This is a genomic window from Arthrobacter sp. StoSoilA2, assembly GCF_019977195.1.
GTDB lineage: Bacteria > Actinomycetota > Actinomycetes > Actinomycetales > Micrococcaceae > Arthrobacter.
This window is the reverse complement of sequence record NZ_AP024643.1, coordinates 2,459,401-2,484,932: the sequence shown is the minus strand read 5'-3', so window position 1 is coordinate 2,484,932 and position 25,532 is coordinate 2,459,401. Positions and strand designations below refer to the sequence as shown.

Annotated in this window: 20 protein-coding genes; 11 read left to right on the top strand and 9 right to left on the bottom strand. The window is 61.7% G+C overall.

Annotation, left to right across the window (positions count from 1 at the left end):
• Window positions 1-17 precede the first annotated feature (17 nt).
• The gene (locus tag LDN82_RS11230; protein WP_224164282.1) at window positions 18-998 is read left to right on the top strand and encodes an ABC transporter substrate-binding protein; all 981 of its coding nucleotides are present in this window, start codon (window positions 18-20) and stop codon (window positions 996-998) included.
• Between the two features lie 397 nt (window positions 999-1,395).
• Here LDN82_RS11230 and LDN82_RS11225 read toward each other — a convergent pair whose 3' ends face one another.
• Both LDN82_RS11225 and LDN82_RS11220 read right to left on the bottom strand, forming a co-directional pair.
• On the bottom strand, window positions 1,396-2,436 hold the full coding sequence (locus LDN82_RS11225) for an AAA family ATPase (RefSeq protein WP_224164281.1): 1,041 nt from the start codon (window positions 2,434-2,436) through the stop codon (window positions 1,396-1,398).
• A gap of 120 nt (window positions 2,437-2,556) precedes the next feature.
• On the bottom strand, window positions 2,557-2,967 hold the full coding sequence (locus LDN82_RS11220; RefSeq protein WP_224164280.1) for a Rid family hydrolase: 411 nt from the start codon (window positions 2,965-2,967) through the stop codon (window positions 2,557-2,559).
• Window positions 2,968-3,048: 81 nt separating this feature from the next.
• Here LDN82_RS11220 and LDN82_RS11215 point away from each other — a divergent pair, with 81 nt between their 5' ends.
• On the top strand, window positions 3,049-3,435 hold the full coding sequence (locus LDN82_RS11215; protein WP_224090072.1) for a helix-turn-helix domain-containing protein: 387 nt from the start codon (window positions 3,049-3,051) through the stop codon (window positions 3,433-3,435).
• An 11-nt stretch (window positions 3,436-3,446) separates the two neighbouring features.
• On the opposite strand, the gene LDN82_RS11210 is transcribed toward LDN82_RS11215, so the two are convergent.
• From LDN82_RS11210 to LDN82_RS11200, 3 genes are all read right to left on the bottom strand, one after another.
• Window positions 3,447-4,289, bottom strand: a complete 843-nt coding sequence (locus LDN82_RS11210) for a pyruvate, water dikinase regulatory protein (protein ID WP_224164279.1) — start codon at window positions 4,287-4,289, stop codon at window positions 3,447-3,449.
• Complete coding sequence (gene ppsA, locus LDN82_RS11205; protein ID WP_224164278.1) at window positions 4,290-6,689, bottom strand: phosphoenolpyruvate synthase; 2,400 nt, start codon at window positions 6,687-6,689, stop codon at window positions 4,290-4,292.
• Window positions 6,690-6,903: 214 nt separating this feature from the next.
• A complete protein-coding gene (locus tag LDN82_RS11200) occupies window positions 6,904-7,647 on the bottom strand; it encodes a FadR/GntR family transcriptional regulator (protein WP_224164277.1) in 744 nt (247 codons plus the stop codon).
• Between the two features lie 206 nt (window positions 7,648-7,853).
• Here LDN82_RS11200 and LDN82_RS11195 point away from each other — a divergent pair, with 206 nt between their 5' ends.
• The 9 genes from LDN82_RS11195 to LDN82_RS11155 all read left to right on the top strand — a co-directional run bounded on the left by LDN82_RS11195 (window position 7,854) and on the right by LDN82_RS11155 (window position 19,782).
• Window positions 7,854-9,221 carry an MFS transporter gene (locus tag LDN82_RS11195; RefSeq protein WP_224164276.1) on the top strand — a complete coding sequence of 456 codons (1,368 nt, stop codon included), beginning with the start codon at window positions 7,854-7,856 and terminating at the stop codon, window positions 9,219-9,221.
• Window positions 9,222-9,308: 87 nt separating this feature from the next.
• Complete coding sequence (locus tag LDN82_RS11190) at window positions 9,309-11,069, top strand: dihydroxyacetone kinase family protein (protein WP_224164275.1); 1,761 nt, start codon at window positions 9,309-9,311, stop codon at window positions 11,067-11,069.
• A complete protein-coding gene (locus tag LDN82_RS11185; RefSeq protein WP_224090067.1) occupies window positions 11,066-11,536 on the top strand; it encodes a ribose-5-phosphate isomerase in 471 nt (156 codons plus the stop codon). The genes LDN82_RS11190 and LDN82_RS11185 overlap by 4 nt, the downstream gene beginning before the upstream one ends.
• Window positions 11,537-11,582: 46 nt before the next feature.
• The gene (locus LDN82_RS11180) at window positions 11,583-12,338 is read left to right on the top strand and encodes a triose-phosphate isomerase family protein (protein WP_263422304.1); all 756 of its coding nucleotides are present in this window, start codon (window positions 11,583-11,585) and stop codon (window positions 12,336-12,338) included.
• Window positions 12,335-13,132 carry a sugar phosphate isomerase/epimerase family protein gene (locus LDN82_RS11175; protein ID WP_224164273.1) on the top strand — a complete coding sequence of 266 codons (798 nt, stop codon included), beginning with the start codon at window positions 12,335-12,337 and terminating at the stop codon, window positions 13,130-13,132. The genes LDN82_RS11180 and LDN82_RS11175 overlap by 4 nt, the downstream gene beginning before the upstream one ends.
• Before the next feature lies 1 nt (window position 13,133).
• Window positions 13,134-13,994: a phosphogluconate dehydrogenase C-terminal domain-containing protein gene (locus tag LDN82_RS11170; protein ID WP_224164272.1), complete on the top strand. Its 861-nt coding sequence runs from the start codon at window positions 13,134-13,136 to the stop codon at window positions 13,992-13,994.
• 257 nt (window positions 13,995-14,251) lie between these two features.
• Complete coding sequence (locus LDN82_RS11165) at window positions 14,252-16,666, top strand: glycoside hydrolase family 3 N-terminal domain-containing protein (RefSeq protein WP_224164271.1); 2,415 nt, start codon at window positions 14,252-14,254, stop codon at window positions 16,664-16,666.
• 47 nt (window positions 16,667-16,713) lie between these two features.
• Window positions 16,714-17,757, top strand: a complete 1,044-nt coding sequence (locus tag LDN82_RS11160) for a family 43 glycosylhydrolase (RefSeq protein WP_224167429.1) — start codon at window positions 16,714-16,716, stop codon at window positions 17,755-17,757.
• Window positions 17,758-17,928: 171 nt separating this feature from the next.
• Complete coding sequence (locus LDN82_RS11155; RefSeq protein WP_224167428.1) at window positions 17,929-19,782, top strand: hypothetical protein; 1,854 nt, start codon at window positions 17,929-17,931, stop codon at window positions 19,780-19,782.
• Between the two features lie 186 nt (window positions 19,783-19,968).
• Here LDN82_RS11155 and LDN82_RS11150 read toward each other — a convergent pair whose 3' ends face one another.
• The 4 genes from LDN82_RS11150 to LDN82_RS11135 are packed head-to-tail and all read right to left on the bottom strand — an operon-like array spanning window position 19,969 to window position 25,466.
• Window positions 19,969-20,721, bottom strand: coding sequence for an SDR family oxidoreductase (locus LDN82_RS11150; RefSeq protein ID WP_224167427.1), 753 nt, complete (start codon window positions 20,719-20,721; stop codon window positions 19,969-19,971).
• Window positions 20,718-22,463 carry a hypothetical protein gene (locus tag LDN82_RS11145; protein WP_224167426.1) on the bottom strand — a complete coding sequence of 582 codons (1,746 nt, stop codon included), beginning with the start codon at window positions 22,461-22,463 and terminating at the stop codon, window positions 20,718-20,720. Before LDN82_RS11145 ends, LDN82_RS11150 begins: the two co-directional genes overlap by 4 nt.
• Window positions 22,463-24,205, bottom strand: coding sequence for a DUF5605 domain-containing protein (locus tag LDN82_RS11140; protein ID WP_224167425.1), 1,743 nt, complete (start codon window positions 24,203-24,205; stop codon window positions 22,463-22,465). Before LDN82_RS11140 ends, LDN82_RS11145 begins: the two co-directional genes overlap by 1 nt.
• Window positions 24,189-25,466 carry an MFS transporter gene (locus LDN82_RS11135; RefSeq protein ID WP_224167424.1) on the bottom strand — a complete coding sequence of 426 codons (1,278 nt, stop codon included), beginning with the start codon at window positions 25,464-25,466 and terminating at the stop codon, window positions 24,189-24,191. The genes LDN82_RS11140 and LDN82_RS11135 overlap by 17 nt, the downstream gene beginning before the upstream one ends.
• Between the last annotated feature and the right edge of the window lie 66 nt (window positions 25,467-25,532).

The following is a 25,532-nucleotide window of genomic DNA, read 5'->3' as shown; positions in this document are numbered from 1 at the left end:
AACAAGGAGACCCAACAATGAAAAAAGCCGGACCGCTGTTGAAACGAACTATCCCCCTGATGGCAGGAGTCGCCGCGGCTGCTTTGCTGCTGACAGGCTGCGGGGGTGCTTCCGTGAACCAGGTGGCCGCCGCACCCGCAGGTGCCTCGGATGCACCCTGCGGAGCTGTTAGTGTCGCGATGAACGCCTGGGTCGGCTATACGGCCAATGCCGCCGTGTACAGCTACGTAGCGAAAAACCAGCTTGGTTGCACTGTGGTGCAGAAGGACCTCAACGAACAGATTTCCTGGCAGGGTTTCGCCTCCGGTGAGGTGGACGTCATCATGGAAAACTGGGGTCATGCTGACCTCACCAAGCAGTACATTACGGATCAGAAGGTGGCTATAGACGCCGGGCCCACCGGCAACGAAGGCCACATCGGCTGGTACGTACCACCATGGATGGCAGAGAAGTACCCGGACATCACGGACGGGAAGAACCTGAACAAGTACGCGTCGATGTTCACCACCTCCGAGTCCGGCGGAAAGGGCCAGATCCTTGACGGCGACCCCGCTTTCGTCACGAACGACGAAGCCCTGGTGAAGAACCTGAACCTTGATTACAAAGTGGTGTTCTCCGGCTCGGAGGCTGCCCTTATACAGTCATTCCGGACGGCGGAGCAAAACAAGACGCCGCTGCTGGGCTACTTCTACGAACCGCAGTGGTTCCTGTCCCAGATTCCCCTCAAGAAGGTCTCCCTGCCGGCCTGGACCGAGGGCTGCGATGCTGACGCAGAAAAAGTGGCCTGCGACTACCCCACCTATACACTCAACAAGATTATTTCCAAGAAGTTTGCGGACAGCGGCTCACCGGCAGCCAAACTGGCCAAGGGCTTCAAATGGACCAACGATGACCAGAATTCAGTCGCCACGGATATTCAGGGCGGCATGAGCCCCGAAGCCGCAGCCAAAAAGTGGGTGGACGCGCACCAGGAAACGGTGACGTCCTGGCTTAAGTAACAGGAATCGTGCGACGGCGGCACTCGGCAAGTACCGCCGTCGCACTTTTTCCTGTCCATAAACTTTGCCTACGCTGCGCAAAACCGGGGTAACTCTTGATCCAGCTGAAGCATGGTTGAACCAGCAGGATGCAGGAGGAGCCATGAAGCGCATAACAGCCACCCCTACCTTTGGCCGAGCCCCCAAGGGAAGCTCGCCGGTCAAAGTGTCGAGCGGTGTCACATGTAAGGCGACCGCGTGGCGGACTCCCCCCGCGACTGGGCTGCGATCCGAATCCCGTGGTTTTGGCATTCAGGAAACGAGCCATCAAATCTGGCCCGACTGCCGTGACTGAAGGCTTTCCGGCGGCGTGCCACCACCTCGAGCCCGAGCCCGAGGCGGCGAGAAGGTCTCTACTTCAGACCAGCCAGCGCCACCAGCGTGACTGTTCCCGTTCCGGCGTCGCTTCCGTCTCCGGTTCCGGCTCCTCACCCAAGGCCAGCGCGGCCTCGGCGATGTCGTCCGCGGTGAGCGTCATGACGGCCTCACGATCGAGGGCGTCGAGACTTTGTTCTTCATCGAGCGAGAGCCGAAGCGCCTGGCGGTTGAGCGCCTGCTCGAACAGCGTGCGTGCGAACCGCGCGTTGCCGGAGTCCTCGCCCGCGTGGAGTCCGGTGAGGATGCGCCGCAGCATCTGGTCCGCACCCGGCTCCAGCGTGTACTCGTGCTGGGCAAGCATGTGGTGGAAGATCGTATCGAGCTCGTCCACTGAGTAGTCCGGGAACGTAATCTCCCGGGCGAACCGGGAGCGCAGTCCAGGGTTCGAGAGCAAGAAGGACTCCATCAGCCGCGGGTAGCCGGCCACGATCACCACCAGGCGGTGGCGGTGGTCCTCCATCCGCTTGAGCAGGACCTCGATCGCCTCGGGGCCGAAATCCATCCGGCCGTCCTCCGGGGCCAGCGCGTAGGCCTCGTCGATGAACAGGACACCGTCCAACGCCCGCCGGATCACCCGGTCCGTCTTGATGGCGGTCGCCCCGACGTACTGCCCCACCAGGCCCGAACGGTCGACCTCGACCAGGTGCCCTTTCTGCAGCAGCCCGACCGCGCGGTACATCTCGGCCAGGAGCCTCGCCACGGTGGTCTTGCCTGTGCCCGGGTTTCCGAGAAACACCAGATGCTGGGATGTGGCCACCTCCGGCAGACCGTGCGCCTTACGACGGGCCTGGACCTGGAGCAGTGCGACCAGGGCCCGCACCTGTTCCTTCACGGTCCCCAGTCCAACCAGCGCGTCGAGTTCGGCCTGCACCTCGGACAGCGGTCGGGCCGGCCCGGGCCTTGCACCGATGAGATCGCCCACGAGGTCGTCGACGCGTTCGGAACCGGGCAGCTTGAGCTGATTGGCCAGATGGCCGATGGTTTCGCGCAGGTCATCGAGCGGATTGCGGCTGGCAGCCATACATCCACTGTAGTACCCGATTTACCGCTGAGTGGGCTTGGCCCCCATCGGTATCACGATTTGGTGGTTGAGGCGCTGAGGACTCTTTAAACAGTCGTGCACGAACCCGTGGTGGTGTTGCTAATCCAGTACCGCGGTTGCTTCAACTTCGACGAGCACATCCGGTTCGAACAGATACTCGACGCCGATCAGCGAGGACGGTGGCATCGGCGAGGGCAGTCCGATCTCCGCAGCGACACTTTCGATACCTTCCATGAAAGCGCTGATCTTCTCCGGAGCCCAGGCGGTGACATAGAACGTCAAACGCACGACGTCGTCGAAGCTCGCCCCGGCGCCGGCCAGCGCGGTCGCGGTATTGCGGAGCGCCTGGCCGACCTGGCCGGCCAAGTCGTCCGGAGCGACGGGCGTAGCATCAGCCAGGCGCGAGATCTGGCCCGCGACGTGAACGTGACGGGTGCCGGTGCCGACGGCGACGTGGTGGTACGGGGTGGGCTGCATCAGGCCTTCCGGGCTGAAACGGTGAACAGGCATGAGACTCCTTGGGAAAGAGGTAAACGTTGGTATATCTTTGATACCTGGTAGATGCAGGACACTTCAACGAGACCAGGTTTCATGCCGGATACCACTAGCCACGATGACCGTCTGGAGATCAGCACGCCGCATCGGGAATTGCTCGATCAAGTTCTCGACAAGTGGTCATTGAGCGTGCTCAACGAACTCTGCGAGCGGCCTTGCCGGTTCAGCGAACTGCGACGGGCCATCCCATCGGTGTCGCAGAAGTCCCTGACGGCGACGCTGCGTCGCCTCGAACGAAACGGCATTATCGAACGCGAACTGCTTAGCTCGCGCCCCGTCGCGATCGAGTACCGCATCACACCTTTAGGCAAGACGCTTCGTTACCCCATCGATGTGCTCCTGGAGTGGGCCGCAAAGCACATGCCCCTCATCGAACAGGCGCGCGAGACCTTCGACGTCCAGGACCTGGCCGAAGACACCTGACCCTCACGCCATCAGTGATGCAGCTGCATCCGTTGGAGCACCGTGGCGGATATTTCTTCCACAGACATGGACGCGGAGTTGACGTAGGGAATGTCATTGGCCCGGTACATGTCTTCGGCGTTGCGCAGCTCAAAGGTGCACTGGTTCAGGGACGCGTAGTTACTGCCCGGGCGGCGTTCCTGCCGGATTTGGCTGAGCCGGACGGGCTGGGATGTCAGCCCGAAACACTTGCCCGCGAAAGGCAACAAGGGCTTCGGGAGCACCATGTTGTCAAAGTCTTCCTCCACCAGCGGGAAGTTGGCGGCGAGGATGCCGTGCTGCAAAGCAAGGTACATGGTGGTGGGAGTTTTCCCGCACCGCGAAGGGGCAATGAGTATCAATTCGGCGCGTTCAAGCGCCCGGAGCGATTGGCCGTCGTCGTGCTCTATGGCATATTCCACCGCGGCCATGCGGGATTGATAGCGGACGGCATCGCCCACGCCGTGAGCCTGGCCGGGCTTGCCGTTGGCCTGCGCACCGAGGACTTGTTCGAGTTGCCCTATATGCGTACCGAACAAGTCGAAGAATTGCCCGCGGCTCTGGGAGAGTACGGCACGGATGTCCTGCCCCACGGCGGTGGAAAAGATGATCGGAACAGGACCTGTGGCCGCCACCCGGTCGATCAGCGCCACCACCTCACGCGCTTGCTGGATGGTGGTGATGAACGGGATGGTCCGCCGTTCGAGCCGCTGGCCGGGGAACTGCGTCAGCAGCGTATTGCCGAGCGTTTCAGCGGTGATTCCGGTGCTGTCCGAGAGGAAGAATACCGTGGGGGCGGGCGGGGAGCCCGCCCCCACGTTTTGGTGGTCGGCCATTTAGACCGTGGTGCTGGTGGTGCGGGCCAGGCGCAGCCAGGTTTCGGTCACGGCGTCGGGGTTGAGCGAAATCGAACTGATGCCCTGCCCGAGCAGCCACTCGGCAAAGTCCGGGTGGTCACTGGGGCCCTGGCCGCAGATCCCGACGTAGCGGCCCTTGGCGCGGCACGCCGTGATCGCCATCTCCAGCAGCTTGGTCACGGCCGGGTTCCGTTCATCGAACCCTTCGGCAACCACGGCGGAGTCGCGGTCCAGGCCCAGGGTGAGCTGGGTGAGGTCGTTTGACCCGATGGAGAAGCCGTCGAAGTACTCCAGGAACTCGTCGGCAAGGAGCGCGTTGGCCGGCAGTTCGCACATCATCACGATCTCCAGCCCGTCCTCGCCGCGCCGCAGCCCATTGGCGGCGAGCAGTTCGGTCACGCCACGGGCCTCGTCCAGGGTCCGTACGAACGGGACCATCAGCTTGATGTTGGACAGGCCCATCTCGTTGCGCACGTACTTCAAGGCTTCGCATTCGAGTTCGAACGCCTGCCGGAAGGATGCCGACAGGTACCGGGACGCACCGCGGTACCCGATCATCGGGTTTTCCTCCTCCGGCTCGAACGCCGGACCACCGATCAGGTTGGCGTACTCGTTGGACTTGAAATCCGAGAGCCTGATGATGACCGGTTCGGGGGCGAAAGCCGCCGCGATGGTGGCGATGCCTTCGGCCAGGCGCCGGATGTAGTAGTCGCGGGGACCGTCGTAGGCGGCTGTTTTTTCCTGGATTTGCCGGATGGTGTAGTCATCCAGGGTCGCCGGGCGCTCGATCTCACCAGCCACAGCCAACAGGGCGTTGGGATGGACACCGATCTGCCGGTTGATAATGAACTCCAAGCGGGCCAGGCCCACACCGTGGTTGGGGAGCTTGGCGAAACTGAACGCCTGTTCCGGGGTTCCCACGTTCATCATGATCTTCACCGGAGCTTCCGGCATGGTCTCCAGGCTGGTTTCGTGCAGCGAGTACTCCAGCAAACCTTCATAGACGAGCCCAGCCTCGCCCTCCGCGCAACTAACGGTGACCGGAGTGCCGTCCTTGAGGATCTGGGACGCGTATCCGGTACCAACAACGGCTGGAATACCCAGTTCGCGGGCAATGATGGCGGCGTGGCACGTCCGTCCGCCTCTGTCCGTGACAATCGCGGCGGCCTTCTTCATGATCGGTTCCCAGTCCGGGTCCGTCATGTTCGCCACAAGGACATCGCCTTCCTGGAACGAGGCCATCTGGTCGATCGAGGACAGCACCCGCACCTGCCCGGCACCGATCCGCTGACCGATCGCCCGGCCCTCCACCAACACCGTGGACCGCTCCGTGAGCGTGTACCGGGAAGTGGTCCCGGCGGCTTTTCGGGACTCTACGGTTTCCGGACGGGCCTGAAGAATGTAAAGCTCCCCGTCCACACCGTCCTTGCCCCACTCAATATCCATCGGACGGCCGTAGTGCTCCTCGATTGCTACCGCGTGCCGGGCGAGCTGTTCAACCTCAGCATCGGTCAGGCTGAAACGGTTCCGCAGATCCTGCGCCACCGGGACGAAGTCAATCGTCCGGCCAACTTCGTCCGAATCCGTGTAGACCATCTGCACGGCCTTTTCGCCCAAGCCGCGCTTGAGCACCGCCGGGCGTCCAGCTGCCAAAGCGGGCTTGTAGACATAGAACTCATCAGGGTTCACAGCCCCCTGGACCACGGCCTCCCCCAGCCCATACGAGGACGTGATGAAGACAGCGTCCCTGAAGCCGGTTTCGGTGTCCATCGTGAACATGACGCCGGAAGCACCGACGTCGGAACGCACCATCCGCTGAATACCTGCCGAGAGCGCCACTTCCGAATGCGTGAAGCCGTGATGTACGCGGTAGGCGATGGCGCGGTCGTTGTACAGGGAAGCGAACACATCCTTAATGGCCAGCAGGATGTTCCCGATGCCGCGGATGTTCAAGAACGTCTCCTGCTGCCCTGCAAACGACGCATCCGGAAGGTCCTCAGCCGTGGCACTGGAACGTACCGCCCACGACACACCCCCACCATGCTCCTGGGTCAGTCGCTCATAAGCCGTCCGGATGTCCTCTTCGAAACCGGCCGGAAACGGCGTCTCACGGATCAGGGTCCGGATTTCCTGGCCGGCCTTGGCCAACGCGGCCACATCGCCGCTGTCCAAGCCCTCAAGAATTCTTTCAATCCGGGCATCCAACCCCGAGTCCGCCAGAAAACGCCGGTAAGCGTCCGCCGTCGTCGCGAAACCGCCTGGAACCTTCACCCCGGCAGAGGCGAGATTCCGGACCATTTCCCCAAGCGATGCATTTTTGCCGCCAACCTGGTCAAGGTCGGACAAGCCAAGCTCAGAAAACCAAAGAACGTTAGTCATAAATTGTGTCCTCCATTGGGCACGCTCTGACAAGCGCTAAAAAAACTAGGTCATGCAAGGATCCAGCGCACAGGTCGAGGGAAGCAAATAGATGTGATGAGCGCAACATGACCGGGAAGTAACGAAAGGTCACCCACCCGGTCTCGGAAGCCACTGCGTAAGACCATTGCCGGAATCAAAAGCCCGCGGCGTTTGGCGCGAATCGCGCGGTGCCTTACTGCGCGGCGTCGAATCCGGCGAGAAGGCGCCGTGATGCCGTAGCCATGTGGGAACGCATCGTCTCGGATACTGCTGACGCGTCCCTGGAACGCAATGCCTCGAAGATCGCAGTGTGTTCGCGGAGCGCGGCTTCAGCGTGACCTTCGTCGGTCAGGGCACGGTCCACCCAGATCCGCAGCAGCGAGCGAATGCTCTGGAGGAGCTCCTCCAGGACCATGTTGCCGGAGGCGGCCGCAATTTCGCGGTGGAAGGCCGCATCTGCTTCAACGAATGCTGCGAGGTCATCGAGGTTCTTGGCCATGACGTCCAGGTCGGTCTGCATGCGCTCAAGCGCCTCGTCAGTAACCCTAAGCGCGGCAAGCTCGACAGCTTGAACTTCCAGGCCGCTGCGCAACTCAACCAATTCGCGGGTACGCGGCTCACCCAGCATCAGTCCCCAACTCAGCGTCCGGGGCAAGAGTTCGGAGACGCCGTCGCGCAGGTACGTTCCCGAACCTGGGCGCACGATGACGATACCGAGGATCTCCAACGCGGCGAGGGCCTCGCGGATCGCTGAACGCCCAACCCCCAAGGAAGCAGCCAGATTCCGCTCCGCCGGAAGGCGGGTTCCCGGTGCGATGTCACCACTCGTGAAGTAGGCGAGCAGCCTTTCTGCAACTTCGGACACAACGGAGCCCTGCTCCATGGGGGCAAGCGCTGCCGTCATGTGTGCCGCTGCTGCGGCGGTGTTCGCTGACATGCTCTCAGCGTAACAACCGGATGACCAATTGAGCGTTTGGGGATCCGGAACAAATACTTGAGGTCAACCGGTTGACCAATTTGCCTCGAGCGCCCTATGGTTTAACTCACAAGCTTCGCCATCGCCGGATCCCCACCGGCATGACATGAGTCAGCCCGGCGCATCCAGTGCAGGATCCGCAGGGATACCAACATCTAGGAGTCAATGTGGACACCACACAATCGGTGGTCGAAAAATCCGCAATCAAGAAGGTGGCAATCCGGCTGGTGCCGTTCGTCGCCCTGATGTTCTTCATCAACTACCTTGACCGCACGGCCATCTCCTTTGCCGGCCCTAACGGCATGAACAACGATTTGGCACTCTCTGCGGCCCAGTTCGGCTTCGCATCCGGAGTTTTCTTCATCGGCTACATCCTTCTCGAAGTCCCCAGCAACCTGGCCCTCCACAAATTCGGCGCCCGCCGCTGGCTGGCACGCATCATGGTCAGCTGGGGCATCGTGTCCCTGCTTTTCACCTGGGTAGGAAACGTTGAGCAGCTGTACATCCTGCGTTTCATCCTGGGTGTTGCCGAAGCCGGCTTCTTTCCCGGCGCCATCCTCTTCCTGAGCCTCTGGGTTCCGTCCAAGCACCGCAGCAAGATCCTTGCCCTCTTCTACTTGGCACAGCCACTCACCACTGTGATCGGCGCCCCGCTTGCCGGAGCTTTGATCCAGCAGCACGGCGTGTTCTTCGGCCTCGAGGGCTGGCGCTTCATGTTCTTCGGTGTAGCCATTCCGGCAATCGTCATCGGCATCATCGCCTGGTTCTACCTGGCGGACTCCCCCGCCAAGGCCAAGTGGCTGACATCCGAGGAAAAGACCTGGCTGACCGGCGCCCTGGAAAAGGAGAAGGCCCAGACCGCCGCAAGCAACAAGCACGTCAGCGTCCGCACCGTATTCGGCAACGGCCGCGTCTGGATGCTCTCCCTGATCTACTTCGGATTCATCTACGGCCTGTACGCCCTGGGCTTCTTCCTGCCGACCATCATCGCCGGCTTCGAAGGCCTCTACGGCACCAAGTTCGATGTCTTCCAGAAGGGCCTTATCACGGCCATCCCGTACCTGCCGGCAGCGTTTGCCCTGTACTTCTGGTCCAAGGACGCCACAAAGCGCGGCGTAAAGACCTGGCACATCGCCCTTCCGGCCCTCATTGGCGGTGTCAGCATCCCGCTGGCGCTGTTCGCCGGATCCCCCGCGGCAACGATTGCCGTCATCACCATCACGGCCATGTCCATCTTCGCGGCACTGCCCAACTTCTGGACGGTTCCCACCCAGTTCCTTACAGGTGCAGCGGCCGCCGCAGGCATCGCACTGATCAACACGGTGGGCAACCTGGCAGGTTTCAGCGCCGGATACATCACGGGCTGGCTCAAGGACCTGACCGGCGGCTACACGGTACCCATGTTCGTCGTCGGAGGCTTCATGTTGCTCTCCTCGATCCTCATGGTCACCCTCAGCCGCCAGCGTAGGTCCAGCGACGGCATCCCCGCCGAGGCCCTGGACCCCGCAGGCGCCGGCCACCACGCGGAGCCGTAACCACGCCAAGCAGCAGGTTGTGCCCTTCCAGCAGGGAGGGCACAACCACCACACCTCACACCTTTAGTACAGCCCAGGAGATACCCCATGACCCGCCTCTTCAACGAGCCCTCAGCTTTCGCTGACGAAATGATCGAAGGCTTCGTCGCATCGCACGGCCGCTGGGTCCGGCGTGTCCCCGGTGGCGTCGCCCGAAGCACCCGCAGCATCCCGGGCTCTGTGTCCTTGGTGATCGGGGGCGGCTCCGGTCACTACCCGGCTTTCGCCGGCTTGGTTGGCCAGGGCATGGCCCACGGTGCAGCGATGGGCAACCTGTTCGCGTCCCCTTCCGCCCAGCAGGTCTACAACGTAGCCAAAGCCGCGGACAACGGCGGCGGCATCCTGCTCGGCTACGGCAACTACGCCGGCGATGTCCTGCACTTCACCCAGGCCCAGGACAAGCTCCGCGCCGAGGGCATCGACTGCAGGAGCATCGCCGTCACCGATGACATTTCCAGCGCGCCCTTGGCCGAACGGCACAAGCGCCGGGGCATCGCCGGCGACCTCACGGTCTTCAAAGTGGCCGCAGCGGCCGCCGAAGCGGGCTACTCCATGGATGCCGTGGTGGAGATTGCCGAACGGGCCAATGACCGCACCCGTTCCTTCGGTGTCGCGTTCACCGGCTGCACGTTGCCGGGCGCGGACCACCCGCTCTTCACAGTTCCCGAGGGGCGTATGGCCGTGGGAATGGGCATCCATGGCGAACCCGGTATTGCCGAGATGAACATCCCGACGGCGGATGAACTCGCCGAACTGCTGGTCAAGGACCTCCTCGCCGAAATTCCGGATGGACTCTCCGCCCACGGCGCACGGGTGGTCCCGATCCTCAATGGCTTGGGCAGCGTCAAGTACGAGGAACTGTTCGTGGTCTACCGCCGCGTGGCCCAGCTCCTGGCCGAGGCAGGCATCCAAGCCGTGGACCCACAGGTGGGCGAGCTGGTCACCAGTTTCGACATGGCCGGGACGTCCCTGACGTTGTTCTGGTTGGACGCGGAGCTGGAGGCGTTGTGGCTCGCCCCCGCCGATGCCCCGGCTTTCCGCCGTGGTGCGGTCACAGCAACACCGCTCGACGCCGCACAACTCGCCGCCGGCAACGACGTGGCGGAGCGTTCCATCCCAGTTGCCTCCGTGGTCTCCCGTGATGCAGCCGTCCGTGTCCTTGCGGCACTTGGTGCCGCGAAGGCAGTCATTGACTCAAGCGTGGACGAACTGGGCAGGATCGATGCGATCGCCGGCGACGGCGACCACGGCATCGGCATGGAACGCGGAGTCGGGGCCGCCGTGGAAGCCGCGGCAGACGCCGTCGAACGCGGTGCCGGCGCCGGAACCGTCCTGAACCTGGCCGGTGATGCCTGGGCAGACAAAGCCGGTGGCACCTCCGGCGCCCTCTGGGGCATGGCCTTGCGGGCGGTGGGTGACGCCTTGGGTGATGTCAACGCGCCCGACGCCGGTGCTGTCGCCACCGGTGTGGCCGACGCCGCCGCCGCGATCATGAACTTCGGCAAGGCCAAGGTGGGCGACAAGACCATGGTTGACGTCCTGGTCCCTTTCCGCGACTCACTCAGCGAGGGTGTCCACCACGGCCAGTCCCTAACGGAGGCGTGGGGCATCGCCACCACCATCGCCGAGCAGTCGGCGGAGGCCACCGCGAACCTGCTGCCCCTCATGGGCCGTGCCCGCCCGCACGCGGAAAAGAGCCTTGGAACGCCCGACGCCGGAGCCGTCTCCATGGCTTTGATCGTCCGGGCCATCCACAACACCCTCGCCGGGAACACCGCCGGGAAGATCTCAGTAAAGGAAACAGCATGAGCACCAAACTGCGCCTGGTCATAGGATCGGACGACGCCGGATTCGAGTACAAGGAGGCCCTCAAAGCCGACTTGGAAGCCAACGGTTTGGTGGAATCCGTCACCGACGTCGGCGTCGACGCGTCAAGCCACACTCCGTACCCGTCCGTGGCCATCGCAGCTGCTGAACTGATCGCCGCCGGCAAGGCCGACCGCGCGCTCCTGGTCTGCGGCACCGGCCTCGGCGTGGCGATCGCAGCGAACAAGGTTCCCGGCATCCGCGCCGTCACCGCCCACGATTCCTTCTCCGTGGAACGCTCCGTCCTTTCGAACAACGCACAGGTCCTCACCTTCGGACAGCGCGTGGTTGGGCTGGAACTCGCCCGCCGCCTCGCCAAGGAGTGGCTCACGTACACCTTCGACGAAACCTCTGCCTCGGCCGAGAAGGTCACACTGATTAAGGACTACGAGGGTGTCACTTCCTGCTAACAACCCCGGGGTGAAATCCAAGGCGGTAATCGGCGTGAGCCTGAAGATGTACTTCGGCTACCAGCGCTCCGTGGACTATTGCCGCGATGTCGCCACCATCGCTTTCAAGCACCCGGCCGTGGTGAGCGGCGACATCGAAGTATTCGTGCTGCCCACCCTGCCGGTCCTGCCCGAAGCGGCCCGGATCCTGGGGCAAGCCAACGTTGGAACGGGAGCGCAGGACATCTTCTGGGAAGACGAAGGCGCGTACACCGGGGAGGTTGGCGGCAAGACCGTTGCCGAGCTCGGTGGCAGGTACGTCGAGGTCGGACACGCGGAACGCCGCAGGATCTTCGCCGAGGACGATCGCGTGATCGGCCTGAAGACTGCAGCTGCCTACCGCAATGGCCTCACGCCCGTGCTCTGCGTGGGCGAACTGAACGCCGGCTCCCCCGAGGAAGCCGTTGCCCACTGCACGGCAGAGATCGACGCCGCGCTCAACCGTGCCGCAACCCTTGGCCCCACAAACAGGACCATCGTGGCCTACGAACCGCAGTGGGCCATCGGAGCACCGGAACCTGCAACACCGGACTACATCAGCGCCGTGGTTCGTGGCCTGGACGAGCACCTCCGCTCGCTGCCGGGCCAGGAAAACAGCCGGGTCATCTACGGCGGCAGCGCCGGACCGGGCCTGATCACGGAACTGGACACCGCCGTCGCGGGCTTGTTCCTGGGCCGCTTCGCGCACGATCCGCAAGCGCTGAAGACCATCCTGGACGAGACAGCGGCGCGGCTCGCCGCGGATAAGGCGGTGGCGGCATGAGCAGGATTGGACTCAGCAGCTACGCGTTCTTCTGGCAGCTCTCGGACCAGGTCAGTGAACCGCTGAGCATTCACGACGCCCTGCGGAAGGCCGCGGACCTGGATGTGGATCTCTTCCAGATCTGCGATTACGCGCCGCTGGAGGACATGGACGACGCCGACCTCGCCGCCGTCCGCCACACGGCAGACGAACTGGGAATCACCCTGGAAGTGGGGACGAAGGGCATCCGCGCGGAACACCTGCGAAGGTTCCTGCATATCGCCCAGGTGCTGGGCTCGGACCTTTTGCGGACCATGTTCAACGTTCCCGGCCACACCCCGGACAACGAGGAAGCCGTGGCGATCTTTACCGAGGTGCTGCCCGAGTTTGAGGCAGCCGGGGTGAAGATCGCCGTCGAGACTTATGAACAGGTCCCCACTGAACGGATCCTGGACGTCGTCCGCCGCGTCAACAGCCCGTATCTCGGCATTTGCAGCGACCCAGCCAATACCGTGGCGGCGCTGGAGATGCCGCGGCAGGTGATTGACGCCGTCGGGCCTTACGTCCTGAATATGCACATCAAAGACTTTGCGTTCAGCCGCAAACAGGGATGGGTCGGGTTCACGTACTCGGGCGCACCCCTGGGCGAGGGCCTTCTCGACTACGACTACATGGTCGAAAAGATCCAGCCCAAAGAAAGAAACATCAACCAGATCGTCGAACACTGGCTGCCGTGGCAGGACACCGAGGCGGAGACCATCCGCCTCGAAAACCAGTGGACCCAACAAAGCCTCGATTTCCTAAGGAGCAAGTGAAATGTCAGCAGAACAATTGACCGTCGCGGTTATCGGAGCCGGTGGCAAAATGGGGATGCGCGTTTCCCGCAACCTCCAGAAGTCCAGCCACACCGTCTTTTACAGCGAGAACTCCCCCGCCGGCCAGGAGCGCGTCCGCGCTGAAGGCCGCGAGATCACGGCAACTGACGACGCCGTCAAGTCCGCCGACGTCGTCATCCTCGCCGTCCCGGACACCGTCCTTGGCATTGTCTCCGAGGGCGTCGTCCCGCAGATGAAGGCCGGCGCGATCCTTCTGACCCTTGACCCGGCCGCCGCGTACGCAGGACTGCTGGCCAAGCGCGACGACGTTGTCCAGGCCGTCGCCCACCCGTGCCACCCGTCCGTGTTCCTGGAGCGCACCACCAAGGAAGAATGGGCCGATTCCTTCGGCGGCCAGGGGGCCCCGCAGAATGTCGTAGCAGCCATTGACGACGACGCACCCAGCACCACCCGCGACGTAGCCGAAGCGGTCATCCGCACCATTTACGCACCCGTGATCGACGTTCACTGGGTCACCGTCAAGCAGCTCGCCATCCTGGAACCCACCCTGGTGGAAACCGTGGCCTGCATGATCGGCACCCTGCTCAACGAAGCACTGCACGAGACCGTCCACACAGCCGGGGTTCCCGAGGAAGCCGCCAAGGCCATGCTGTTCGGCCACGTCCAGATCGCACTCACCAACGCCCTGCGCGGGTCCAATCCCTTCTCCGAAGCCTGCGAAATCGCGATCCAATACGGCAAGGACACCATCATCAAGGACGACTGGAAGAAGATCTTCGACGACTCCGAACTGGACGGCGTCATCGCCAAGATGCTCAAGCTGGACGCCGTCAAGCGCTGAAACCTTCCGGGAGGTGCGGTGGTCACCATGCCACCGCACCTCGGGCCGTTAATGTCTGTAATTCAAACGCAGGCCGCATTTCCATTGCCTTCTGGAGAATGGCTCGATAACCTGACGTATAACGTTGCACGCAAGTGCATCGTTTCACTTTGAAGTCCGGCGCCCTGTCGTCCGGCACGGCGGGGAGACCCCCGCTGTCCGGTTGGGCACGCGAATTTCCCTCAACCGGTTGAACGACTGCTGGATTGAGGACTTCCATGAGCGCACACGTCATAAAACCCTGGCTGGACACCGCGAAAGCCCCTGAAGACCGCGCAAACCTGCTTCTTCAGGAACTGAACCTTGACCAAAAGCTGGCCCAGGTTTCCTGCTACTTCCCCACGGACATCACCAGCACTGCCGACTTTGCCGAGCGTTTTCCCTTCGGAATTGGCCAAGTGTCCTGCCTTGAGGCCCGTTCGGCGCGATCGCTGGATGAAGTGACCGCCTTCCAACGGCGGATACAAACCGAAGCGATGGATCGTTCACGGCACGGTATCCCTGCGATCTTCCACATGGAAGGGCTCTGCGGTGCATACCTGCCCGGTGCGACCAGCTTTCCCTCCGGTCTCGCTAGGGCGGCAGGGTGGAACGTGGATGTAGAACGCAGGATCGGCCAGATCGTAGGCAAACAGGAACGTGCGGTCGGCATCACCCACACGCTGGCACCTGTTCTGGACATCTCCCGCGACCCACGAATGGGCCGACAAGGCGAAACCTACGGTGAGGATCCGGCTCTTGCCTCCGCACTAGGCGTCGCCTATACGCAGGGGTTGCAGGGCCAGGACCTGGCCGGTCGGCGAACAGAGGCCGTTGCAAAGCACTTCGTCGGTTCACATCACACAGAGGGCGGTATCCACGGGGCCCACTGCAACGTGCCGGAACGCACCCTCATGGAAATTTATGCCAAGCCCTTCCAGGCTGCTATTTCAGAAGCCGGATTGAGGGGAGTGATGCCTTCGTACAACTCCATAGGCGGGGAACCAGTCACAGCGTCCGTCAGACTCCTTAGAACAGTCTTGAGGGAACAAATGGGTTTCGACGGCCTTGTCGTCTCCGACTACGGCGCCGTGGGCAATCTGCACTCCGTACAGCGTGTCGCACAGTCCCCCGCGGAGGCCGGGCTGGCCGCTTTGCGCGCAGGCCTGGATGCTGAGCTCCACGTACCCCAAGGCTTCGGCCCGGAACTCAGGACGTGGTTTGCCGAGGGACGCGCCGACATTGCTTTACTGGACCGGGCAGTGCAGCAAGTGCTTCAAGCAAAATTCCGCATGGGTCTTTTCGAGCATCCATTCGCCCCCGGCCCTGACGAGCGCGACGCCTCATTTAACGTGGCCTCTGACACGGCAGTCTCCCTCCAATCAGCCCGGGAGTCGCTTGTCCTGCTCAGCAATGATGGCGCCCTCCCCTTGCGGCCACCGAAGGTGAGGAAACTGGCTGTCATCGGCTGCCACGCCACCACCGCAAGGTTTTTCTTTGGCGGCTACACCCATTATTCAATGGCAGAAGGAAAGCTTGCCGCCAACGCTTCAATGGCCGGACTGGCCACCGGCGGCGATGCCCTCAGGACTATCCGCGATACCGTTCCCGGGACGACGATCGAGGCTTCTGACGGCGCTGTATTCGAGGAATGGCTGCAGTATCAGAAGCCACACATCCGCAGCCTCATGGATGAGCTCGTTGAGCGGATGCCCGGGACAGAGGTGGAGTGGGCCTACGGGTACCCCATCGCAGGTGCTGACGAATCCGGGCACGAGGAAGCCTTAGCGCTGGCGGCTGAAGCCGACGTCGTACTTTTGACGCTCGGAGGCAAGCACGGCACGGCATCCATTGCTTCGATGGGTGAAGGAATTGACGCAACGAACATCAACCTTCCGGCCTGCCAGGAACAGCTCATTGTGAAACTGGCGCAATTGGAAAAGCCCATGATCGGGATCCACTTGGATGGCCGCCCGGTTTCCAGTGACGCAGCTGACAAGTACTTGTCAGCACTCCTGGAAGCATGGAGCCCTGCCGAAGGGGGCGCGGAAGCGATCGTTGACGTCTTGATTGGCGAACAATCTCCCAGCGGCCGACTTCCAGTCAGCATTGCCCGGAACGCCGGCCAGGTCCCGGTCTACTACAACCATCCCCACGGATCCTCCTGGCACCAAGGAGAAAGCATAGGATTTCCGGACTACGTCGACTCACCTCACACTCCGCGGTATGTCTTCGGACACGGGCTGTCCTACACCGCCTTCGACTACTCGGAACTCTCAGTGTCCAAGGATCACATTCTGGCCAGCGACGGGTTCGATGTTTCCTTCTCCCTCACCAACACAGGCGATCGGGCAGGGACTGAAGTCGTGCAGATTTACGTGAGTGACAGATTTGCTTCCATGTCCCGCCCCGTTTTGGAACTCGCCGGCTTCCGCAGGGTGACTTTGGAAGCGGGACAAAAAACCCGCGTGGACTTTCACGTTAAGACGTCTCAACTGGCCTTCCTCGATGCTGCGATGCAATGGAAGGTCGAAGCGGGCGATGTGGACATCCTGGTCGGTGCTTCGTCCGCTGACATCCGGTTGAAGAGCTCGGTACACATAGATTCAGACGCACTGATAGACGGCAGGAACCGGTCCTTCTACGCCGGCTAATGCCAACCGCATCCTTACCAACACCTCACAGACAAGGCGTGACTCCCATGACACCCAGCATCCGCCCCGGCGAAATCATGCACGACGCCGAAGGCAAACGGATCCACATCCATGGTGGCTCCATCCTCGCAGTTGATAGGCAGTACTACTGGTACGGCGAGGATAAATCCCAGTCAACGCCAGCCACGGGACAATGGCACAGCGGGGTCAGGGCGTACCGCTCCTCCGACCTACTGACCTGGCACGACCTCGGAACCATCATTCCGGCGGAGCCGGACGTTCCTGACTCTCCGCTGCATCCGGAATCCATGATGGACCGACCCCACATCGTTCGTCACCCCACTACTGGAAACTTCGTTTGCTGGATGAAAGTGATGCATGCAGACGGCAAGCAGCGCTCCTGGGTCTACCAGGCTGAGCGCTTCGAGGGACCCTACAGACTGGTGCAACAAGGATTCGAACCTTTAGGGATGAGTGCCGGCGACTTTGACTTGGTCATCGACCCTGAAACCGGACGAGGCTATTACTTCTTTGAACGGGTTCATTCCGAACTCATCTGCGCAGACCTGACCGACGACTTGACGAATGTGACGGGGACTTACAGCTCCCATTTCCCGCACCCGCATCCTCCGTTCGTCAGGGAAGCGCCTGCCTATTTTCGCCATGAGGGCCGCCATTACCTCATCACGTCAGGTACCAGTTGGTACTTCCCCAACCGCTCCGAAATCGCAGTCGCCGACGATTACCACGGACCTTGGACAGTTCTGGGGGACCCGCACAGAAACGATTCGACGGGCACATCTTTCCACTCGCAAATATCCTCTGTCTTCACCCTCGACAATGGACGTCACATCGCGCTTGCCGATCGGTGGCTCCCCGACATGCCTGACGACATGATCCGGCGCTCATGGGATGCAACAGAAGCCCAGTTCACGGGCGGAACACCCGACCCGGAGATTGACGCGTTCGTTAAGGCAGGAGCTCCCGACACCTCATCTGCCCGTCACGTGTGGCTCGAGGTCCGGTTCGAAGGCCAGCAGCCCGTCATCGACTGGCAGGACGCGTGGAGTCCCCAGGACCACACACCTTAGGACGACCTCGGCGGCTTATGGAAGCCTAACTCCTCAATCTTGTCAACCGGTTGACCGATTTAGGTGTCAGCGATAAGCTCCTGAAACGTTCCATTGCGAGCGTTTCCCCACTCACCCGCCGCAGACAAAGACCGTCTGCCAGCGCCCTGGGGCCCCCAATGAAGGAGGACCATGACCATGAATTCCACTCTTGTCCGTCACGGCGGGATCGGTATCCTGACAGCATCGCTGCTGCTGGGATCCGGCCTCGGAAGCTCTGTACCGGCGACAGCAGCCGCACCTGAGTGCAGCGCAATCGCCGGCGCCATACAGATCACTGCCGATTGCATCGACCCGCAGTACACCAAACCCGTCATCGACAGCGAAACGGACGAAACAGCTCCGGTAGCCCACCACAGGATTCGCGGGCATTTCGAGGGCACCAACATCCAATTCACCGTCTACTTCCACGCCAAACAAAACCTCAGCAAATGGGAGGGGCGCTTCTTCCAGTACACCTACCCCACGGCCTTCACCCCCGAGGAGGACACCTCCCAAGCCGACGATCGCGCCATAGGGTTCGCGCTTTCCAGCGGAGGCTACGCAGTTCAGGCGGGTAACAAGTCCTTGGCGTTGGGGTACCGGCACACAGCCGCAGCTGCAAAGTTCGCCGAAACACTGGCCGCGAAATACTACGGAAGCACCCGGAAGATTTCGGGTTATCTTTACGGCCCAAGTGGCGGCTCCTACCAGACGATCGGCGCAACCGAGAACAGCACCGGCGTCTGGCAGGGGTTTGTACCGATGGTCCAAGGCGTCCCTCAACCCACCAGTTACAACTTCCTGGGCCGCTCAGCCGCTGAACTGATTCTCGGCGACAAGTCCGAACAGATCCGCAACGCACTTCTCCCAGGCGGCAGTGGAAACCCCTACGCGGGCCTCGATGCGGCCGAGCAGGCAATGCTCAGAGAAGTCCACGCACTCGGAATCCCCTGGAAGGGCTGGGAGTTCCCTGACTACCTCCTTGGACGTTCGGATCAGTATCCTAATGGTCTTGACTCCAGCGCTCCGCTGTCGTTCGACCCAACGTATGCCGATGACTTCTGGAACGCTGCAGGGTATCTGGGCACTGAGGACTCCCCATTGGGAGTCCGGGTCCGGGCTGAACTGGCGAAGATGGGCGACACGGTCGCTAACCGCTGGAACATAGCCAACCGCTTCTACTACCGCTACCAGACCCCTCCAGCGAGCGACGGCTGGGTAGGCCTACAACAATTCCTCAAGGCTGACGGCACGGCCCTGTATCCACAGCGGCCCGTGAAGGATCCGGGCTTCTACGGATTCGTGTCCGGAAACACAGCCTTCGACGGCTCCATCAACGGAAAAGTCATTGTGGTGGACAACCTCTACGACACCGACGCCTTGCCCCTGCACGCCGATTGGTACAGGAAGCGTGTCGAGGCCAGCCTGGGCAATGCAGCGTCTGACAGCTACCGGATCTACTACAACGACCACGCTGACCACCAGAACGCACCCGTCTCGGGGGAACGAGCCAAGCACCTGGTCAACTGGTACGGCATGGCAGAACAAGCCCTCCGCGATGTCGCCGCGTGGGCCGAAAACGGGGTAAAGCCGCCAGCATCCACTAACTATGAGATTTCGAATGCCCAGGTCGTCGTGCCTGATAACGCAGTGGCCCGGCGAGGTATTCAGCCTACGGTTGACCTGACAGTCCAAGGTAAGGAATCCGTCACCGTAAAGGCCGGTCAATCAGTGAAGCTCACAGCAAAGGCTCAGGTGCCTCCAGGCACTGGCGAGGTAGTCAAGGCCGAATGGGACCTGGACGGCGACGGCGTATATGAGAACGCGCCGCTGACCCGCATCGGGAACGTAGTTACCGTGCAGACTGACGCGACATTCGATAAGCCAGGAACCTATCTAGTGGCGCTTCGAATCTCCTCGGAACGTAACGGAGACCCGTCAGCCACTTTCGCCCTGGCCCAAAACCTCGACCGCGTCCAGATCATCGTGACTCCGGGCAGCTAAAGACCAAGTCCTAACCCAAAGGAGATCCTCCGACATGACCGGGGCCCAGCTGATGGCGGGGTCCCGGTCATAGTCGTGCACAGCCACCACCGTTTTCCTCAGGAGCAACGGCTGGAATGCCTGGACAAAACTGAAGGCCCCCACCAGAGATTGGCGAGGACCATTTCAGAATTCTGCAGGGAACGATCAGAGAGCCGTCAGGCCACCATCGACCGTGAAAATGCCCCCGGTTGCATACGCTGAATCGTCGCTGGCCAAGTAAACCATGATGCCTTCGACGTCGGCAGCCCGGCCCGCCCTTCCGAGCATTGTGGCGTTCACCAACCCGGCCCGGCTCTGGGGGTCATCGGCGATCGTCTGGACGAGGGGCGTTTCGGTGTACCCAGGGACCACGATGTTGACCCGGATACCGGAGGCTGCGTAGTCCGCGGCGACCACGCGGGCAAGCCCATGAACTCCCGCTTTGGAGCTGGTGTAAGCCGAGAAGGTCTGTCCGCAGGCCACAACTGCCGTGGGGCTCCCCGTGACGATGATCGATCCTCCTCGGCTTTCCATGGCACGGACAGCGTGCTTAAGGGTCAAGAAGGCGCCGCGCTGGTTGATGGCCACGGTGCGTTCCCAAACTTCAAGGTCCAGGTCTCCGACCTTTGCGTCTTGTCCGAACAGTTGAACTCCAGCGTTGGCGACAACGATATCCACGGGCTCACTTGCCAGGCTGAACGCCTCCCGGACGCTGGCCTCGTCGGAGACATCCATGTGCACTGGCAGTGCACGGTCGGTGCCGGTCTCAGCGGCTGCCTTCGCGGCCGCTTCAACGTTGATGTCCGCGAAAAACACCTTCGCACCTTCCGCCGCGAATCGTTGGGCTACCGCCAGTCCTATGCCGGAACCCGCTCCAGTGACAAGGGCGCTCTTGCCCGAGAGTCGATTGCTCGTCATGTTGTCCTTCTTTCTACTGGTATGTGTTGGAAAATAGCTGTCCATGGTTCAAGCACCAGATCCGTGCTGGTGCCGTCGGGCAGTTGGACGCTCTCGGTCTTCCGTTTGGCTGTCAGGTTGGCCGCGTAAAGGGCAATGCCGTCCTCTGCCTGCACTGGGTACAGAACAAGACCGCGCCGGCTCCCTTGTGTACCAAGGATGTTGCGGCCACGTTGGGCGGCGATGGAACTCAAGATGTTCCCGGCCGGTGTCAGACCCGTGGATGAGCTGATGCCGCAGGGCCCTGCCGCTTCGAAGTAACTGATGCTCCGAATGCCGGGGATGCTGAGGGCCGCGATACTGCCCAGCATCCACGCCGCCGCAAAGGGCTCTGCTTGGAGCGGATCGCAGGAAGCCTCGGCTGTTCCGTCCAGACCTCCTGATGTGGATACAGCGTTGAACCGCGGTTTGAGCGTGACCGGGCCAACGTGAAGCGGACGGCCCCCGGAGATCCGCAGTGCGTTGCGTGCCGTGAGCCGCTGCATCGGCAGGCTCTCGACCAGATGGGGGACCTCGGTGGCATGCATCTGGGGCGTGATGCTGTAAACCAACGCCTCGGCTTCGGAGGGCAGTAGGTGGGCGTTGCGGTTGAGCTCGGTGAAATGCGATCGGGCGCCCGCGATGAGCGAGGCGGTCAAACCTGCCTCGTCCGCCGCGGACTTCAAAGCCTTCCACAGGTCCGGTTCCGTAACGTGGCTGGTGGAATGGAAAACGCCGAGCCGTGCAACATTCCGGCTGGGAACCAGTTGCAGCAATCCCGGTACTTGATCGGGTGTTTCGGCGCTGATCCGGACATCCAATGGCACCTGAAGGGCCTTGGCCTGTTCGGCGGCCTGCTTGGCCAATTCGGCAACTTTTGGCGCTCCGGCCACAAGCTCAACCAGTACGGACTCCACCCCCTGAAGGACCCCGGATTCTGCCTGCGGCTCAAGGGTTGAGGCTACAGGCATGGACAGAGCCGGCACCACAGACACAACGTCGGAGGTGATGGCCAGGTCCTCGACGCGGCTGGTCTCGGGTTTGGGTTCCTGACCAGTCGGTGCCGTCAGCGTCACGCTTTGACTGACCCGGCTTCCCGCCGGCACGTCCATTGGGAATGGCAGAGCTAACGGCCGGCTGTACGTTTTAAAGGAGGCGTCAGTCCAGTTGCGCTGGTCTTCCGTTTCGAAAACATCGCCGGTAAATGCCAGATTGCAATCCACCCCGTCACGCTGCCACTGCATACTGGCGACATTCTGGAAAGGCTGATGCGGGCTGATCTCCACCGGGAACCTCGACGGCGTGAGGTCGCCGGAGCGTCCCCCGATAAGAACGTCCCGTCCTGCGTCATCAGGCCTGTGAAGCACAACCAGCCCGATGCGGTTGCTTTGGAAATCGGCAGGCGACTCCCCCTCGAACACCACCACAAGGGAATCGGCGGAAAAAACGATGCTCAATGCCGCGTTGTACTGGCAGCTGAACCCGTCGAATTCGACCTCAAGGAGCAAACGTAAGCCCTCCGCGGAGGCGGAACGTTCAACGGCCCGAACGACCGGGACCAGCGTCTGCCAGTCCCGGTCCCGGACCACCGCACGGATTCCCCGCACCACGGGAACGCCTGCATAGTTGATGTCGGCGATTTCGTCGTTGCGCAGTTCGGCCCGCCATGCTCCTGCCTCGATCACGTCAGATGCTGCGAAGAGCCGTTCTCGGTTGCTTGCCATTACGGCGCCTTGTTTACACGGACGCGCACAGCCATGAAGGGTCGGGCGGGCAACTCAACGCGAGGCCTGCCGGAGTAAGTTCCAGGCAACGTGTCAGTGGTCATCGCCCACGTATCAATAATGTCAATGACCGCGTCCCGTCCCTCAGGGACACTCACGGTCACATACCGGCACTGGCTGTAGCCGTAGTAATGGAGTTCGTACTCTCCTGCGACGCCGCCGGCAGGAGTGGGAACGCCGGCGAGAGACAGTGGCTCGAGACGCCCTGTCGGGGACTCGGCGACAAGCTTGTCGAGGAATGCGATCCTGTCTGCGCTCTGGCCGACCAGCTCCCCGCCCTTGGCCCACCACAGTACATCCTCGGGGTGATAGTAGGTTTCGCCGTGGGTATAGTAGCCTCCGCGCAGATTCGTTTCCCAAACTCGCCGGACAACTTCCTGGGCAGAAAGGTTCCCCCATTCGTATTCAAGGTCACCCTCGTATCCGATTTCATCCATGATGACCGGCTTGCCCCACTTTTCGCGCAGGTCCTCAACCAGCTCAGCAGACTTGTAGTAATCGACTTTCTGCAGACTGCAATGGGTCGCCCACTGCGCGGAGAAGTCGTAGACCCGGGTGCCGTTGTGGATGGACAAAAGGTGGTTGGCGTGATCTTCTTCCGTGACGATTTTGGCGAAGCGCTCCCAGTCCCGGGACGTTTTTGCGGTGAGAAAGTCATACTCGTTGGCCAACGACCACCACACGTTGGGAATGGCTGCCAGGCGGCGCACAACGTAGCGAAGGTACCGGTCATCCGCTGCTGCTCCCAAATCCTGGAAACCCCAACGATCGTAGGGGTGGAACAAAATGACGTCCGCTTCGATGCCCAGCGCGCCCAGATCGCGGATGCGGTCTTCGAGGTGCTGGAAGAATCTCGGGTTGAAGTGGGTGGTATCCCAGGTTTCGTCATCCCGTTCGAAGGGGTAGAGTCCAGGGTCGTTGTCATTGAAGATATACCCCTTGGGAAAGACGCACATCCGGACTTTGGTGAAAGGACTGGTCGCCAGCGTCTCCAGGGTCTTTTTTTCCAGTTCAGGACTCTGATGGGTCCACGCATAAAGAGTGGTCCCCACGGGCCGGTACACCTCGCCGTCGGTGTAAGCGAAGTGGAACGACTCTGCTACGCGTACCGCACCTCGGGCAGGACCAGGTTCAACACGGACAGTGCCGGCGTGCCCGTTGAGGGACCGTGCGGTTGACTCGGTACGGAACTGCCACTGCCCTGGCCTTTCCGGAAGGAAACGAACGAGATACCGTCCGTTTCCGTCGTAAAAACCCCCTACACGGATTTCCACGCCGTCCAGTGAGAAGTAAGCATGGAGTTCGACGTCGGTGAAAGGGTTGCCGTGTGAAGGTCCTTCGAAGGCAATTTCCACAGTCTCGTTGACTCGTCCGGCTGCCGGAACGCTGATCCGTGCCGACGCGAGGGCAACGCCTGGCCCTTCGTATCCTGGGTCGGGAGCTATGGGCGGAACTTCCACACGGTCGGGCACCTCTATGGTGGAAAGCTTGACCCACAGCTTCTCTTGCGCGGCTTCCTTCACGCGGAATACTGTCGCCAAAGCCCCAATGGGCAGATCGCCGGCACTCCCAAAGTTTTCGGGGTGGCTGGTGAATTCCGGCAGTGCTTCAGACAACGCTGCCCTGCCGTCCTCGTAGTCAAGAATCAATCGGGCTTTCGTGTGTTCACCCATAAACGCCATGGTTTACTACTTTCTCTTTTCGTGGCCCGTTGTTTCGGCGCCTTCTAACGTAAATTTCCCAAAGACCCGCAGCCACGAGGGCCACAAACATGCAGATAGCGGCCCAGAACGGCAGGACGTCCAGTGAGATCCGGTCCAGCACAAGACCGCCCATGAACGCTCCTCCACCGATCCCGACGTTGATGGCCGTCGTTTGCAAAGCAGCGGCTGCATTGCGCATCCGGGGGGACGCCGAGATCATCATGCGCGTTTGCAGCATGATGGGCACACCACCGAACACAGCGCCAAGCAAAGCCGACAACAGCCACACGGCCGGCTCGGACCCCGCCACAACTGGTAGGGAGCCAAGAAGCCCCACAAGGACAGCGATGGAAATGAGGAAGAGCCGGATGGGGAACTTGTTGTAGAGGACTCCGGTCAGCGCCACTCCCACGGCACTGGCCACACCACCTATGAAGAGCATGATGGGAACAGCCACAGGAGCCATGTGGGCTACATCCAGCAACCACACCACGTTGAACGTTCCAAAACTGTTTTGGGCGCCCACCACAAGGATGAAGAGCAGGCACACGATCAGGATCGCCGGAAGCGTCGCATCCCGGCGCGCGGCAGGAGGCCCTTTTGAGGAGTGTTTTATGCTGCGTGGAACGGCGATGGATGGCAGCTTCCAGGCCATCAGCAATCCAGTCAGCACAACAAGCGCTGCCAGGACCCCGAAGGAGACGCGCCATCCGAAGGCCTGTCCCACAGCGTTTCCCAGAGGTATTCCCACAACTCCTGCGACCGATCCCCCGGCAGCCGTGAGCGCGGTTGCCTTCGCAAGCTGAGTGGGACGTACAAGATGGGCTGGATATGCGGCCACTACGGACCAGAACGCCCCATGGGCGAGGGCTCCCACAACCCGCGCAGCCAGCAGGAACTCAAACGACGGCGACAAGACCGTGGCGATGTTGCCCACACCAATCAGGGCGAAAGCAATGAGTATCAACGCCTTCCGCGGGACCCGGCGGGTAAGGATGGCGACGGGGGCTGCCGTAAGGATGACGGTGAGCGCAAAGATCGTTATGAGGTGTCCGGCGTCTCCTGCTGACCGGTCGAAGTCCGCAGCGATCTGCGGGATCAGCCCGCCTGGCAGAAACTCCGTGGCCATGGAAATGAAAATTGCCCCGGAGAGCGCAAGAAGTCCATAGAGGGGGAATCCCTCGTTGGACAGGGCAACGGTTTGCTGCCCTGAACGGTCCGGTTTCACGGAAGAAGTCATCCTGTTTCCTCACAAGATTGATTGTTTCTGCCGCGAAAACTGCGGATCAGTGGCCCTTATGGACCG